The organism is Kosakonia beeri (assembly GCF_054165705.1).
The window spans coordinates 2,938,542-2,951,971 of the sequence record NZ_CM135106.1; the positions used below are offsets into that span (position 1 = coordinate 2,938,542).

The following is a 13,430-nucleotide window of genomic DNA, read 5'->3' on the forward strand; positions in this document are numbered from 1 at the left end:
GAATCGCCCTCTTTTGTGACCTTTCCCGCAAAAATGCCGCCATTTTCGGGCTAATGCCTGAAATGCCCTACAAAAGGGCAGCTATTTGTCCCCTTGCGCAAAAATTAATATGGCACATTTTAACCATACCCAGCCGAATGCAGCGTGGCGCGGCAGTTGTTGAACACTAGACAGGATATATGAGCATGCTTGATCTCGAGGACTTGAAGGTCTTCACCCGTGATGCAGAAATGAAGCAGTACATCGATGCCATCTGGGATGATTTAGGAGAAACCTTCGCACAGACGCAATTGATTTTACCTCCAGAAATGGCCATGCCCCGTCGGGAACTCTCGTTCCACGATCATGTCAAGTTGCTGGGCTATCTGTGCTGGTTAATCACTAACTCCGGCGCGGAAGGCGATATTATTGAAATCGGCGTCTGGAAGGGCAAATCCAGCGCCTTTATGAATGAAATTTGCAACCGTCAGCGCCGGATCATCAGTATCGATCCTATGGAACTGACTAACCAGCCTCTGGAGCTGGGTTTCTACCACCAACACATTTTCCCGGAAGTTAATCTGGTGCGTGGCTATTCCGAGCGCAGCATTGACCGCGTTATGCAGCTCTCGCCAAAAACCATTTTGCTGCACATTGACGGTGGTCACCTGAAACAGCACGTGTTGACTGACTTCCTGCTCTATTCACCGACGGTGATCAGCGGTGGATTTATTGTGTTTGATGATTACCGCGATCATCAATACTCTCCGGAAGTCGGCCCGGCTGTCGATCTGCTGCGTGCAGGGGGGTTCTTTAACGGGTTCGATGTTATTGGTAGCGTTCCGGGCTTTGAAAACAGCTACCTGTTGCAAAAGAAATAAACAGTACACACAAAGCGTTGTTTGTAGTGCTTGTATTTTTTGCCGCCTGACCAGGCGGCTTTTTTATTTTCATCGTCTGGTCAGTGGGTTATGCTTAATTTCTTTCACTGCACCGGAGCGATCATGTCAGAAATAGCCAGCCGCAACGTCCACCAGCATCTGCTTACCCTTCTTGAGCAGCTGCACGCGCGTTTTCAGGTCGTCGAGCATGATGCTGTTGGCAAATGCGAAGCCGTGAGCGAAATTCGCGGAACTGCTCTCGGCCAGGGCGCGAAGGCGCTGGTCTGTAAGATCAAAGGCAATGGCGTAAAAAAACATGTGCTGGCCATTCTTGCCGCCGATCTGCAGGCGGATCTCTCCCGTCTGGCGCAACATTTTGGCGGGCTGAAAGCCTCGCTGGCAAGCCCGGCGGAAGTGGAGCAGTTAACCGCCTGCGTCTTTGGCGCCATCCCACCCTTTTCCTTCCACCCGGAACTGCAACTGGTCGCCGATCCCGTGCTGTTTGAGCGTTTCGACGACATTGCCTTCAATGCGGGGTTACTGGAAAAGTCCGTGATCATGAGCACCCGCGACTACCTGCGTATTGCTCAGCCGGAACTGGTGGACTTTCGCCGGCAGTAACGCAGTGACCGGGCCCCCGGTCATTGCCTGCACCACCTCATGAACGAGGATTATTAGCGGTTCTGGCAATTGCCTGAATCTTCACTGCTGGTATGAAAAAGCCTGCCCTGTCACGTGTTTACGCGTAAAGTAAACGGGTTTCATTTTTGGCAAGGAATCCCTGCATGTTTGATACCACCCTGTTTATTTTGCTGGCGCTGGCAGCACTCGGTTTTGTCAGTCACAACACCACCGTCGCCGTGTCGATTATGGTGTTGATCATTGTCCGTATCACCCCGTTGAACACCTTTTTCCCGTGGATCGAAAAACAGGGGCTGACGATTGGCATTATTATTCTGACCATCGGCGTGATGGCACCGATTGCCAGCGGATCGCTTCCGCCGTCCACGCTGTTACACTCGTTTGTAAACTGGAAATCACTGGTTGCCATTGCAGTTGGCGTTTTTGTCTCCTGGTTGGGCGGGCGCGGTGTGACGCTGATGAGTTCGCAGCCCTCACTGGTGGCGGGCTTACTGGTGGGAACCGTTTTAGGGGTGGCCCTGTTCCGGGGTGTACCGGTCGGGCCACTGATTGCGGCGGGGCTGGTGTCGCTGCTAATTGGCCGGCAGTGAATAACGTCGCTGTCTGCGTTTTACCGCAAATTCCAGCGCGCTACACAGCAGGTAATAGACTAACCCGGTAAAAATAAACAGCGCCGCCGGGTAAACCTGCACCCGGTTATTCACCTGCCCGGCAACGGTGGTCAGCTCAGGCACGTTCACAATAAACGCCAGTGACGTGTCTTTTAGCAGCGCGATCAACAACCCGACATATGACGGCAATGCATTACGCAGCGCCTGCGGTAATAATACCCGCCGCAGGATGGCGACGCTGCCGAACCCGCTACTGAGGGCGGCTTCATATTGCCCTTTGGGTAACGCCCCCAGGGCCGCCAGCGTCGAGTACATCACCGCTGCCGAGGTAAACCACGCCAGCGCCAGCGTCACAGTCAGCGCCCCCGGCAGGTCAGCCCCTGTCAGCCAGGGCAGTAAAAACCACAGCCAGAAGATAACGAAAATCAGCGGAATACCGCGGATCAACTCTGCCCAAATAAACAGCAGCTTCCGCGGCCAGCCGTTAAAACGCCAGGCCAGGCAAGCCAGCACAATGCCGCCCGGAAAGGCCAGAACCGCTGCCCCACACGTCATCAATAGCGAGAGCAGCACCCCGCCCACTTCGCCCTGCGCCGCACGGCCCCAAAGCAGATAGTCGAGATTATCGGTAATCACCGTTATGTTAGCGATCACGCTGGGCCTCCGGTGCACGACGCAATGCGCGCCACTGGCGCGGCAGATTGAACAGCAAACTCATTACCAGCCCAAGCGCCAGATAGAGCACACTCCCCACAGCAAAGGCTTCCAGCGCGTGGGCGTTATAACTCTCAATTTGTCGGGTCTGATAGGTCAGTTCGGCAAAACCAATGCCGGTTGCCAGCGACGACAGCTTCATCAGGTTAAGATATTGCCCCACGACCGGCTGCCAGGCGTTGTGCAGCCCCTGCGGCAACAACACCCAGCGAAACAGCGCTAACTGACTGAAGCCCTGTGACTGCGCCGCTTCAATTTGCCCCTTTGGCACCGCCAGCAGTCCGGCCTGGATCTCTTCTACCAAAAATGCAGCGGTAAACAGCCCCAACGCCCACGCAGACGAGAGAAACTCCGGTGTAAACCACCAGACATCGCCCGGCAGGATGCTGAACGCATGATCGTCATTGACATACTGGCGGAAGCTCTGCGGCAACAGATTCCAGGCGGCAAAGTACCAGAACAGCAGTTGTACCAGCAGAGGGGTATTGCGAAACAACGACACCCACACAGCAACTACGCTTCGCCCAACGCTTCCCCCCGCAAGCCGCAGCGCCAGCAGCAACACGGTCAATACGGTGGCCAGTACCATTCCGGCGACCGTCACCCAGACAGTGGTCAGAAAGCCAGACGTGATCCATTGCGCAGGCTGGCCGGTCATCACGCCTGCCCAGTCGAGATGCAGCGCCATTACAACTCCTTGCTCTCTGCATGCAGCGGGTTAAGCACCTTCTGCAGAAAACGTTGCGCACGCGGGTGCTGTGGTGCAGAGAAGAACTGCGCAGGGGCGGCCTGCTCAAGGATTTCGCCGCCATCAATAAAAATAACCCTGTCGGCAATCTCGCGGGCGAATTGCATCTCATGCGTGACAACAATCAGCGTGATACCACTATGGGCGAGCGATTTCATCACCTGCAACACTTCCCCAATCATTTCCGGATCCAGCGCGGAAGTGGGTTCATCAAAGAGAATGATATGCGGGTCCGCCGCCAGCGTGCGGGCAATCGCCACCCGCTGCTGCTGACCGCCAGAGAGTTGAGAGGGGTAATGGTGCGCTTTATCCTGCAAACCGACGCGCGCCAGCAGCGCCAGCGCGATTTCCTGCGCCTGGGCAGCGCTTTTACCGTGAATATGCCGTAGCGCAAGGGTGATATTGTCCAGCGCCGTCAGGTGGGCATACAGGTTGAATTGCTGAAAGACAAACCCGACGTGACGACGCAGTTCACGCAGCCCGCGTCCGGTTAGCTGGCGAGTCGGCTGACCATCAACAAAGATCTCGCCGCCGCTCAGTGTTTCCAGTTGATTTATCAACCGGATCAGTGTTGATTTACCGGACCCGGAAGGCCCGCAAACCGCCAGCACCTCACCGGCTGCGACGTGCAAATCAATATGCTTTAACACGGTATTATCGCCGTAGCGCTTATTCACACCGCGAAACGTGACCGTGCCCTTTTCCAGGGACAACGCCTCCGTGGCATCAGCCACAGAGGCGGAGAACAGACCTGCCAACATATTACTTCGCTTCTATTGTAAAGCTGCGCGGGGCCGGAGTTTTGGTCTGCGGACCAAACCAGGTGTCGTAGATTTTCGCGGCTTCGCCATTTTTCTCAAGGTTTACCAGCTCATCATTCACGGCTTTCAACAGCGCCGGTTCGCCTTTGCTGACACCAACACCAATCTCTTCTTTCGACAGCAGGTCCGGCAGGATTTTGAATTTGGCTTTATCTGGCGCTTCCGCCAGCAGGCCAGCCAGGATGGTACTGTCCTGAGTGATCGCCTGCACATTACCGTTACGCAGTGCAGTCAGTGCCAGTGGGATATCGTCATACGCCAGTACGCGAGCCTGCGGGAAACGCTGATGCAGCGCCTGCTCGCCGGTGGTGCCTTTCACCGCACCAATGCGCGCTTTGCTGAAGGCATCCAGTTTATCTGCCGCCGTAGAAGGCACCAGGAACTGCTGTCCGGTTACAAAATAAGGCGTGGAGAAGTCAATAACCTGTGCGCGTTCCGGCGTGATGGTGATATCCGCAACAATCAGATCTACCTTACCAGATTGCAGCAGAGGAATGCGGTTAGCCGGGTTCGTGGCGACCAGTTGCAGTTTAACGCCCAGGCTTTTAGCCAGCGCTTTGGCGAAATCAACGTCATAGCCGACGATGTCGTGAGATTTAGGATCCACCGCGCCAAAAGGCGGGTTGGCATCAAAGGTGGCGACTTTCACCACGCCTGCGGCTTTGATGTCCGCCAGTTTATCCGCATGGGCGGAGAAAGAGAGTGCAGAAAGCAGCGCCAGCGCACCGACTGTGGTTATTTTTTGAGTATGTAATGAGGTTGCCATGCTGATCCTTAAGCCTTGTTATTGTGTGAATTGCAGCGCTAAATTCACATAACCTTTACCCGCAGACAAATATCAAAAAGTGTATTGATTATCTGAAAAAGTTATTAAAAACCCGCCCCCCATACGAACGTCTTATCTCCAGGCAGCTGTTAGCAGAAAACCGTTTAATCCACAGATAAACAAGGGATTAGGCAGCAGAATATTTTACGCCTCGCCGAGCGTTGCCAGATAGCGCCCCGGCGTTTGCCCGAGCCCCTTTTTAAACATGGTGATAAATGCCGTGGTGGAGTCGTAACCCAGCGTATGGGCTATCTGCTGAACCGGCTTGCCGTCTATCAACAGCCGTAACGCGAGGATCAGTTGCATCTGTTGTCGCCAGCGGCGAAAACTCAGTCCGGTCTCTTTAACCACCAGCCGCGCCAGATTGCGTTCGCTCATGGCGAATGTGTGCGCCCATTGCGCTAACGTCTGCCGCGCGGCGGGATCCCGTTCCATACTGTCGACCATCTGGCGGATTTTGCCGTGTGCCGGAACCGGCAATTGCAACTGCATTTGTGGCTGCCCCGGCAACTCATCGAACAGCACCTGTACCAGTCGCTGCGTGGCGGGCTGACGCCGCTGCGCAGGCGTGCGGGTCGCCAGGGAGACAATCAACTCACGTACCAGCGGGGAAATTTTCAGCGTGCAGCAGTGCTCTGGCATCACCACCGCCCATGGCTCAATAAACAGGAAAAAGAGTTGCGCGTTTGCCGTTGCCCGGTTGCTATGGGGCACGCTTCCGGGGAGCCACATCGCATGATGTGGTGGCACCATCCAACGTGCATGTTCCACTTCGCACGTGATGGCGCCTTTCAGAGCCAGAATGAGCTGCCCTTTACGATGATGATGCGCAGGAATCAATTGTTCATCTTCACTGACAGTAATATTGAAAGCCACCGCCGCTTCTTGCTGGCTATCAGGATCGTATCCCCCCAGGCCGAGTCCGTGCATAAAGTTGTCCGAATTTAGCGATAAAGTGTCATTTTAGCTTGATTCAATCAGTGACAAAAAGCGCTATCGTAGCCGCCTGTTTTATTGCACGAGACTCCCATGACGACTTGTCTTCCAGCCCGAGGCAAACAAGGGATCCTGATGATTGCCGGGATCCTGATGATTGCCACCACCTTGCGCGTGACGTTTACCGGGGCCGCGCCATTACTTGATGCTATCAGCACTGAATACGGGCTTTCTACTGCGCAAACTGGCATGCTCACGACCCTGCCACTGCTGGCATTTGCCCTCATTTCCCCGCTGGCGGCAGGCGTTGCCCGCCGTTTTGGGATGGAGCGCAGCCTGTTCGCCGCTATGTTGCTGATCTGCGCCGGCATTGCCCTTCGCTCCCTGCCCTCTGCCACGCTGCTGTTTATGGGGACTGCCGTTATTGGCTGTGGCATCGCGCTGGGCAACGTTTTGCTGCCTGGCATCCTCAAGCGCGATTTTGCCGGGCATGTGGCTAAACTCACGGGGGCTTATTCCCTGACTATGGGCGGGGCGGCGGCACTCGGTTCGGCGGTCATCGTACCACTGGCGGCGAGTGGCGCAGGCTGGCACGGCGCGCTGCTGATGCTGATGATCTTTCCGTTGCTGGCGCTCGCGCTGTGGCTGCCGTACTTACGGCAGGGAGCCGGTGTCAGCCTGACTTCGTCAGGGGCTATGCACAGCCGTGGTATCTGGCGATCGGCGCTGGCCTGGCAACTGACCCTGTTCCTCGGTATCAACTCGTTGATTTACTACATTGTCATCGGCTGGCTGCCCTCGATTCTGACCACCCTTGGCTTTACCGAGGCACAAGCCGGTTCGCTGCACGGTCTTCTGCAACTGGCCACCGCCGCGCCGGGGTTGTTGGTGCCGCTGATCCTGCACCGGCTGAAAGATCAGCGCGGCATTGCTGCGTTGATGGCGCTGATGTGTACTGTCGGTGCACTGGGATTATGGCTGTTGCCGGAACACGCAATGTTGTGGACCCTCGTTTTTGGTTTCGGATCCGGGGCGACAATGATTCTCGGACTGACCTTTATCGGACTACGCGCCCGCTCAGCCCATCAGGCAGCCGCCCTTTCCGGGATGGCGCAATCGGTCGGTTATCTGCTGGCAGCTTGCGGCCCGCCGTTGATGGGGAAAATCCACGACGCCAGCGGCGACTGGCACATCCCACTGCTGGTATGCGCGCTGTTAGCCGCCGTTATGGCAGCATGTGGAGCGTTGGCAGGTCGCGATAAAGCCGTTACCGCTGAATAATGCAAACTTAAAAAAACAGGCCCGCAGGCCTGTTTTTTTATTCACATGCTGCGCGCAGCATCGCCTGGACCAACGGCACCGGTAGCCCGGCCAACGCCGCACGCTCATGCTGGAACAGGGTGGCGACAAAGAAAGGATGCGTGACCAGTTCCACTGCGCGGATTTCGCCGTCTTCATCCCAGCCGGTCACGCGAAGATTACCGCTTTCCAGTTCGCGGGCAAACTCCGGCGAAACGCCAAAGCTGCAACGGTAGGCCTCTTCGATCATTTCACGTCCATACGCGCGGGCAATCAGCGTATTGGGGCGCAACTCTATCGTGCCGGTCTCATCCACCAGCGCACAGCTTAGCGCGGAGATCACCATCCGCCCTTCGTTGTCGGTTTCGGCATGCGCGGCATCGCCCCAGCCCAACACATTGCGGGCATATTCAATCACTGTATGTTGGAAACCGCCACATGTGCCAAGGAACGGCACCGCATTTTCCCGTGCATACTGAATCGCCAGAAACGCACCGCGAGGGTTGTGATAAGGACTGCCCGGCACCACCCAGATAGCGTCGTAGCCAACCAGATCTTCATAACTGTTTATTTCTCGGGTTGGCAGCCAGTCGTAATCGGCGGTGATTTCCAGCACGGCGGCAGCATCGTCAATGGCGAGCGGGATCGCCTGATGTGCCACGACGTCATGGTTGTAGTCGCCAATCAACGCAATGCGCAGTGTTTTCTTCGGAGGGATGTGCTGCATAGAAGTGTCCTTATGCCGGGGCAGATAATAAGTAACATAAGGAATATCACATTAGTTGTCTTTTAATGGAATCACAACACTTTAAAATCGGGGCTTGTGAAAGCGGCAGACAGCAACAACCAGGTAAACAGGAGTGAATCACCGTGGCGGAACCCGTGCAGCAGACTAAGATCCTTGTCAGCGCCTGCCTGATGGGCTTAAAAGTGCGTTATAACGGCAGTGAAAAAGCGGCATTACAGGCAACTTTGCAACGCTGGCAGCAGGAAAACAGACTGGTTATTCATTGCCCGGAACTCGCCGCAGGGCTTCCGGTGCCACGTCTACCCGCTGAAATTGTTGCGGGTAACGGCGCGGATGTTATGCGTGGCAGGGCGCAAATTATTGAAAATAGCGGTCAGGACGTGACCGCCCATTATCAACTGGCGGCATGGCTGGCTTTGCGGGCGGCGCAACAGGCCGGATGCAGCGCGGCGTTACTGACCGACGGCAGCCCCACTTGCGCAAGCCAGTCTATTTATAACGGTACGTTTAGCGGCACGCGCCAGCCGGGAATGGGCGTTGCCACCGCATTGTTACAACAGCATGGCATCCGCGTCTTTTCCGAACAGCAATTACCGGCGCTGATGGCCTGGGTAAATGAAAGGGAGAAATGTCGATGATCCAATGCAAACGCGTTTATGACACGGCCAAAAAAGAAGATGGTTACCGGGTGCTGGTCGACCGGCTTTGGCCGCGCGGCGTAAAAAAAACCGACCTGCCCTACGATGGCTGGAGCAAAAACCTCGCGCCGTCGACAGAATTGCGGAAAGCATTCCACGGCGAAACGCTTGATTTTCAGGCGTTCAGTGAACAGTATCGGCAGGAGCTGGCCGCGCATAAAGAAGAGGGACAGATACTGGCAGCGCGCAGCAAAAACGGCACCGTCACACTGTTATACGCGGCGAAAGATACACAACATAACCACGCCGAAGTGCTGGCGAAATGGCTGCGCTCGCTGATTTAGTCGAGCACGCGCTCCAGCATATCTTCCGGCAGGCTGTCTGGCATCAGAGGCATCAGGTGTTCCGCACGCACAAAGGCGAAACCTTGCTGACCATCAAAAGCGGTGACATCGCCAGTCACCAGCCATAACGCCCGGGCGGCGTTGCGTGGCATATCGGTCACGACACCGTTAACCGGGTTAAGGAAACGCTCTCCGGGCTGACACAGCGCGAACAGCTCAACGGATTTACCAATATTGCACCGTCCGTTGGCGGTTTGGGCACCGATAATCATCGCCAGGCTGCCCGGTCGTAACTGGAACATACTTCTCTCGTGTGGTCGGTTAAAAATAAGATAATTCTTAAAGAGAAGTGTAACCTGGCAAACCTGCTATTGTCACGATCCTGCTGAAGGATGATCGCGTCGCCATAGCGACCACTCATCGATCACTTCACCACCCGGCAATTTGCACTCCGTCCGGACTCCCTGCGGGCTTTGGACTGGCACACGCTGGCCGCCTTTTTGCATACACCACATCGCTGCAGGGTTCGCTTTACCGATCTGCGGCGGCGTGGGTGCCTCCGGTTTGGCGGAGGAACAGGCAGAGAGGATAACAGGGAGAAGCAACAGATAATAACGCATGATCGGGTCTCTATTCAGTGGGTTGCACGCTTCAGAATAATCATCAGCACCAGACATCTCCATGATTTCTTCATCCTTACTGCACTTTCTTTCCCTATAGTTAGCCCCGTTCTCACCCATGACCAGAGAACATCATTCCGTAATCAATGAGTTTTTGCCCCGCTTCATCAACGGGGCTTTTTTTCGTTTTTCCCCGCCAGAAGTTGTCATCTTTCCGCTTTGATATATAAAATTTTTATGGTTCATGCTTTAATTATTCTTACCAAATGTTTCCGCCTGTGTTGTGTATGGCAATGACAGCCCCATGCACTGGAGTCATAAGATAATGTCAGATTTCATTCTCGCCCGTGTCTCAGAAACGCTTTCGAAAGAACAATCCCTTGAAAGCCTCGTTCGCCAGCTGCTGGAAATGCTGGAAATAGTAACGGAGATGGAATCGACATACTTAACCAAAATTGATGACGACGCCGGCCTGCAACACATCCTTTATTCGCGTAACAGTAAAAAACTGGCGATCCCGGAAGGTTTCTCTGTGCCCTGGGGCGACAGTTTATGCAAACGGGCACTGGACGACGGCTGCCCCTACAGCGATAACGTGGCAGAGATGTGGAGTGACTGCGACGCGGCGAAAGCGCTGGGCATTACCACCTATTTAAGTACCCCGGTGCGTCTGGCTGACGGCTCTTTGTACGGCACGCTGTGCGCTGCCAGTAATGCCAGGCGGTCGCTCAGCGTGCGTGGCGAGCAGGTATTGCACCTGTTTGCCGGGCTGATTGCGCAGTACATTGAAAAAGAGCATCTCGTGCAGCAGTTGCGTGAGGCAAACGCGGCATTGATAGCCCACTCTTACACCGACGTTTTAACCGGGCTGCCCAATCGACGGGCGATTTTTGATAATTTGTCCACGCTGTTTTCCCTCGCCCGCCATCTCGATAATTATGTGATTATCGCCTTTATCGATCTGGATAATTTTAAAGTCATCAACGACCAGCTCGGTCATGAAGCGGGCGATCGTTTCCTGGTGGAGGTCGGACAGCGGTTGCTGCAGGATCGCAGTAAAGACGATATTGCCGGGCGTCTGGGTGGCGATGAGTTTCTGATTGCCTGCCTCGGCGGCCCCTTAGACGAACAGCAGACCCCGGAGCTGGCGTCGCTCAGTCAGAGCCTCAATAAACGCATTACCGGGGAGTATCAGCTCGGCAAAACCCATATTTTTTACCCTGGTGCCAGCGTTGGCGTTGTTCAAATCGACCCTAACCAAACCGATGCTGATGGCGCGTTACGTGCAGCAGACGAAGTCATGTACCAGGTTAAAAATCATAAAGAAAAAAAAGCCTTTCAGCGCCTCGATTAAGCAGATCCAGGCGATTTAGCAGCTTGAGAAAAATCTCATTTTCTTCTATTTCTTATATAATTGATTACTGGCGTTTCTCGCCAGTGAAGGAGTTTTCGTGAGAAAGACAACTATCATTATGCTTATTGTGGCGATCGTTGCCGTTGCCGGAACCCAATTCGGCTGGTGGTAATACTAAGCTAAATTTATTTCGTTTTACCTGCCTGTGCATATGATGGCGTCATCCGAGCAGAACACCGTTGTCTCATTTATTTGGGCAGGAGCTCGCTATGTTCACTGGTCTCAAAAACAGCGAAAGCAAACGGCATGCGGTACTGGAGCTGCTGAGTAAAGAAGATAAACCCCGCGATGCTGCCCTTGCTGAATTTGCAAATCTGGCATGCGAAGTAATGGGCGTCGACGGATGCTTTATTACGACTTTCGACGAAGACTACCAATATATCAAATATGTTAAAAACATTCCGATTGCGCATGTCCAAATTTGTATCGAGCAAACGATGTGCCAATATTGTCTCAAAAGCGGCCAGACCGTTATTTGCTCTGATACCCGTATTGATGAGCGATTTAATTATCAACCGCTGGTAAAAAGCGGCGATATTCTTTTTTACGCCTCCGCGCCAATGATTAATAAAGATGGTGTGATCCTCGGCACATTATGCGTTAGCCACCCGGAAACCTATGTGCCTTCGTCGCGGCAGGTCACCAATTTCCATCGAGTGGCCTCTCTCGCCGCCATCTTTCTTGAATCCTGTTACGCCTCCGGCTTGGTCGATGCGCTGACCGGACTGCCTAACCGGCAGTTTTTAATGAAAGAGATGGAGCGACTGACACACGACAACGTAGGCGGCGACTACGGTCTGGTGATCTTCGACTGTATCGATATGGCGCGCGCGTATGAGCTGTCGCGCTATCTCGGTCAGGAGGCGCTGGAAAAGCTGGTACAAAGCTTCGGGCCGCTGCTGCGTTCACGGCTGAAGCTGAAAGAAAAAGTGATGCTCTATGCCTTTACCACCGGGCGCTACGCTGTACTGGTGGATCTTGCCGATGCGCTGAAGCTGGTGAAACGGGCGGAACGTTTACCCGGCATTCAGGCCAAAGTCGCCGGGGATATCGACATCAATCTGAAGATCCACGCCGGTTATGTGAAATTTTCCCCGCGGGAAGATAACGCTCAGGAACTCGTCCGTCAGGGGATCAGCGCCCTGCATGAAGCGATCCGCCAGGATATCCCCGCACTGCAGTTCAACCCGATCCTCGACCACAAACGCAATAAAGATTTTAAGTTGTTGTACGACCTTAGCGAAGCCATTAAGTCGCCAAATCAACTCTACCTGGTTTACCAGCCAAAAATTTCGTTACGCACCGGCAAAACCGAAGGTGTCGAAGCGTTGTTGCGCTGGAAACACCCGCAACTGGGCAATATCTCTCCGGCGGTGATTGTCGCGCTGGCAGAAAAAACCTCGCTGATGGCGGACATTACCCAATGGGTGATCAAAAAGGTGATCGAACAACTCACCCAATGGAAACAGCGCGGCATTCTGTTACCGATCTCGATTAACGTCACGGTGAGTGACTTTTCACGCCCCGGATTTGCCGAAGAGTTGCACCGCGATGTGCTTGCTGCCGGCTTGTATTCATCCGATGTGCGGATTGAATGCCTGGAAACCGAGAAAGTGCTGGAGAGCGATCCGGCACTGAAAGAGCTGGATAAGCTCAAACTGCTGGGCTTTACCATCCTGCTGGATGACTTTGGCGCAGGTTACAGCAATATCAGCTACTTACGCCGCATTCCTATTGATGTCATCAAACTCGACCGTTCGCTGGTCAGCCAGGTAACCACCGATCCTGGCAGTCGGATCATCGCCCGCAACGTGATTATGATGCTCAAAGAGTTGCAGTATGTGGTGCTGGCCGAAGGGATAGAAGACCTGGAAACAGCGCGCATGCTGGAAGAGTACGGCTGCGATGAAGCCCAGGGGTATTTTTTTTCCCGGCCCCTTTCGCCGGATGAAATCCCCGAGTGGATGGCAGACAGCAAACCCTTTCGTCTGCTGGCCAAAATAGCAGCCAACAGTATCAGCACCATTCGTAGCCGCTAAAAATTAGCCAGACTGTTGTCTTTAGCCGCAGTCTGGCAGTGTCACGAAAATGTCATAAACTCTGAATTATAACCTGCATCAATACGTTATCGCTTTTCTACCCCTTTAGCCGCCATTTCCTCATTAAAGCCACGCTTAAAGATGGTCGATATTGCTGGCATGCGCCTTTC

At 54.3% G+C, this 13,430-nt stretch carries 17 protein-coding genes; 9 read left to right on the forward strand and 8 right to left on the reverse strand.

Going from position 1 to position 13,430, the window contains the following annotated elements:
* Positions 1-185 precede the first annotated feature (185 nt).
* The 3 genes from ACUY4S_RS13960 (at position 186) to ACUY4S_RS13970 (ending at position 2,092) form a co-directional block, all read left to right on the forward strand.
* Positions 186-860, forward strand: a complete 675-nt coding sequence (locus ACUY4S_RS13960) for a class I SAM-dependent methyltransferase (protein ID WP_312685783.1) — start codon at positions 186-188, stop codon at positions 858-860.
* Positions 861-983: 123 nt separating this feature from the next.
* Positions 984-1,481: a YbaK/prolyl-tRNA synthetase associated domain-containing protein gene (locus tag ACUY4S_RS13965; protein ID WP_458022284.1), complete on the forward strand. Its 498-nt coding sequence runs from the start codon at positions 984-986 to the stop codon at positions 1,479-1,481.
* A gap of 164 nt (positions 1,482-1,645) precedes the next feature.
* Complete coding sequence (locus ACUY4S_RS13970) at positions 1,646-2,092, forward strand: DUF441 domain-containing protein (RefSeq protein ID WP_458022285.1); 447 nt, start codon at positions 1,646-1,648, stop codon at positions 2,090-2,092.
* Here the strand turns inward: ACUY4S_RS13970 and ACUY4S_RS13975 are convergent.
* The 5 genes from ACUY4S_RS13975 to ACUY4S_RS13995 form a co-directional block, all read right to left on the reverse strand.
* Positions 2,075-2,767, reverse strand: a complete 693-nt coding sequence (locus tag ACUY4S_RS13975; RefSeq protein WP_458022286.1) for an amino acid ABC transporter permease — start codon at positions 2,765-2,767, stop codon at positions 2,075-2,077. The genes ACUY4S_RS13970 and ACUY4S_RS13975 overlap by 18 nt on opposite strands.
* Positions 2,757-3,515, reverse strand: a complete 759-nt coding sequence (locus ACUY4S_RS13980; RefSeq protein WP_458022287.1) for an amino acid ABC transporter permease — start codon at positions 3,513-3,515, stop codon at positions 2,757-2,759. The genes ACUY4S_RS13975 and ACUY4S_RS13980 overlap by 11 nt, the downstream gene beginning before the upstream one ends.
* On the reverse strand, positions 3,515-4,336 hold the full coding sequence (locus tag ACUY4S_RS13985) for an amino acid ABC transporter ATP-binding protein (RefSeq protein WP_458022288.1): 822 nt from the start codon (positions 4,334-4,336) through the stop codon (positions 3,515-3,517). The genes ACUY4S_RS13980 and ACUY4S_RS13985 overlap by 1 nt, the downstream gene beginning before the upstream one ends.
* A gap of 1 nt (position 4,337) precedes the next feature.
* Positions 4,338-5,162, reverse strand: coding sequence for an ABC transporter substrate-binding protein (locus ACUY4S_RS13990; RefSeq protein ID WP_458022289.1), 825 nt, complete (start codon positions 5,160-5,162; stop codon positions 4,338-4,340).
* A gap of 204 nt (positions 5,163-5,366) precedes the next feature.
* A complete protein-coding gene (locus ACUY4S_RS13995; protein ID WP_312685774.1) occupies positions 5,367-6,152 on the reverse strand; it encodes an AraC family transcriptional regulator in 786 nt (261 codons plus the stop codon).
* 99 nt (positions 6,153-6,251) lie between these two features.
* On the opposite strand from ACUY4S_RS13995, the gene ACUY4S_RS14000 reads away from it, so the two are divergent.
* On the forward strand, positions 6,252-7,439 hold the full coding sequence (locus tag ACUY4S_RS14000) for a CynX/NimT family MFS transporter (RefSeq protein WP_458022290.1): 1,188 nt from the start codon (positions 6,252-6,254) through the stop codon (positions 7,437-7,439).
* A 37-nt stretch (positions 7,440-7,476) separates the two neighbouring features.
* Here the strand turns inward: ACUY4S_RS14000 and ACUY4S_RS14005 are convergent, their stop codons facing one another.
* Complete coding sequence (locus tag ACUY4S_RS14005; RefSeq protein WP_312685772.1) at positions 7,477-8,184, reverse strand: CTP synthase C-terminal region-related (seleno)protein; 708 nt, start codon at positions 8,182-8,184, stop codon at positions 7,477-7,479.
* 191 nt (positions 8,185-8,375) lie between these two features.
* On the opposite strand from ACUY4S_RS14005, the gene ACUY4S_RS14010 reads away from it, so the two are divergent.
* Positions 8,376-8,843 carry a 2-thiouracil desulfurase family protein gene (locus tag ACUY4S_RS14010; RefSeq protein WP_458024270.1) on the forward strand — a complete coding sequence of 156 codons (468 nt, stop codon included), beginning with the start codon at positions 8,376-8,378 and terminating at the stop codon, positions 8,841-8,843.
* On the forward strand, positions 8,840-9,187 hold the full coding sequence (locus tag ACUY4S_RS14015) for a DUF488 domain-containing protein (protein ID WP_312685769.1): 348 nt from the start codon (positions 8,840-8,842) through the stop codon (positions 9,185-9,187). The genes ACUY4S_RS14010 and ACUY4S_RS14015 overlap by 4 nt, the downstream gene beginning before the upstream one ends.
* Here ACUY4S_RS14015 and ACUY4S_RS14020 read toward each other — a convergent pair.
* Positions 9,184-9,489 (reverse strand): hypothetical protein, encoded by a 306-nt coding sequence (locus ACUY4S_RS14020; RefSeq protein WP_312685767.1) that lies wholly within the window; start codon positions 9,487-9,489, stop codon positions 9,184-9,186. The two genes, ACUY4S_RS14015 and ACUY4S_RS14020, sit on opposite strands and share 4 nt — an antisense overlap.
* 72 nt (positions 9,490-9,561) lie before the next feature.
* On the reverse strand, positions 9,562-9,807 hold the full coding sequence (locus ACUY4S_RS14025) for a putative hemolysin (protein WP_458022346.1): 246 nt from the start codon (positions 9,805-9,807) through the stop codon (positions 9,562-9,564).
* Positions 9,808-10,132: 325 nt separating this feature from the next.
* Here ACUY4S_RS14025 and ACUY4S_RS14030 point away from each other — a divergent pair, with 325 nt between their 5' ends.
* From ACUY4S_RS14030 to ACUY4S_RS14040, 3 genes are all read left to right on the forward strand, one after another.
* The gene (locus ACUY4S_RS14030; RefSeq protein WP_458022291.1) at positions 10,133-11,161 is read left to right on the forward strand and encodes a sensor domain-containing diguanylate cyclase; all 1,029 of its coding nucleotides are present in this window, start codon (positions 10,133-10,135) and stop codon (positions 11,159-11,161) included.
* A 118-nt stretch (positions 11,162-11,279) separates the two neighbouring features.
* On the forward strand, positions 11,280-11,333 hold the full coding sequence (locus ACUY4S_RS14035) for a hypothetical protein (protein WP_071890698.1): 54 nt from the start codon (positions 11,280-11,282) through the stop codon (positions 11,331-11,333).
* Positions 11,334-11,430: 97 nt separating this feature from the next.
* Positions 11,431-13,260 (forward strand): sensor domain-containing diguanylate cyclase, encoded by a 1,830-nt coding sequence (locus ACUY4S_RS14040; protein WP_312685762.1) that lies wholly within the window; start codon positions 11,431-11,433, stop codon positions 13,258-13,260.
* The last annotated feature ends 170 nt before the right edge of the window (positions 13,261-13,430 follow it).

Coding starts and splice junctions, on each gene's coding strand:
- ACUY4S_RS13980 (WP_458022287.1), bottom strand. CDS start 3,515: ATGGCGCTGCATCTCGACTGGGCAGGCGTGATGACCGGCCAGCCTGCG.
- ACUY4S_RS13990 (WP_458022289.1), bottom strand. CDS start 5,162: ATGGCAACCTCATTACATACTCAAAAAATAACCACAGTCGGTGCGCTG.
- ACUY4S_RS13995 (WP_312685774.1), bottom strand. CDS start 6,152: ATGCACGGACTCGGCCTGGGGGGATACGATCCTGATAGCCAGCAAGAA.
- ACUY4S_RS14025 (WP_458022346.1), bottom strand. CDS start 9,807: ATGCGTTATTATCTGTTGCTTCTCCCTGTTATCCTCTCTGCCTGTTCC.
- ACUY4S_RS14030 (WP_458022291.1), top strand. CDS start 10,133: ATGTCAGATTTCATTCTCGCCCGTGTCTCAGAAACGCTTTCGAAAGAA.
- ACUY4S_RS14005 (WP_312685772.1), bottom strand. CDS start 8,184: ATGCAGCACATCCCTCCGAAGAAAACACTGCGCATTGCGTTGATTGGC.
- ACUY4S_RS14020 (WP_312685767.1), bottom strand. CDS start 9,489: ATGTTCCAGTTACGACCGGGCAGCCTGGCGATGATTATCGGTGCCCAA.
- ACUY4S_RS13970 (WP_458022285.1), top strand. CDS start 1,646: ATGTTTGATACCACCCTGTTTATTTTGCTGGCGCTGGCAGCACTCGGT.
- ACUY4S_RS13965 (WP_458022284.1), top strand. CDS start 984: ATGTCAGAAATAGCCAGCCGCAACGTCCACCAGCATCTGCTTACCCTT.
- ACUY4S_RS13960 (WP_312685783.1), top strand. CDS start 186: ATGCTTGATCTCGAGGACTTGAAGGTCTTCACCCGTGATGCAGAAATG.
- ACUY4S_RS14015 (WP_312685769.1), top strand. CDS start 8,840: ATGATCCAATGCAAACGCGTTTATGACACGGCCAAAAAAGAAGATGGT.
- ACUY4S_RS14000 (WP_458022290.1), top strand. CDS start 6,252: ATGACGACTTGTCTTCCAGCCCGAGGCAAACAAGGGATCCTGATGATT.
- ACUY4S_RS14010 (WP_458024270.1), top strand. CDS start 8,376: ATGGGCTTAAAAGTGCGTTATAACGGCAGTGAAAAAGCGGCATTACAG.
- ACUY4S_RS14040 (WP_312685762.1), top strand. CDS start 11,431: ATGTTCACTGGTCTCAAAAACAGCGAAAGCAAACGGCATGCGGTACTG.
- ACUY4S_RS13985 (WP_458022288.1), bottom strand. CDS start 4,336: ATGTTGGCAGGTCTGTTCTCCGCCTCTGTGGCTGATGCCACGGAGGCG.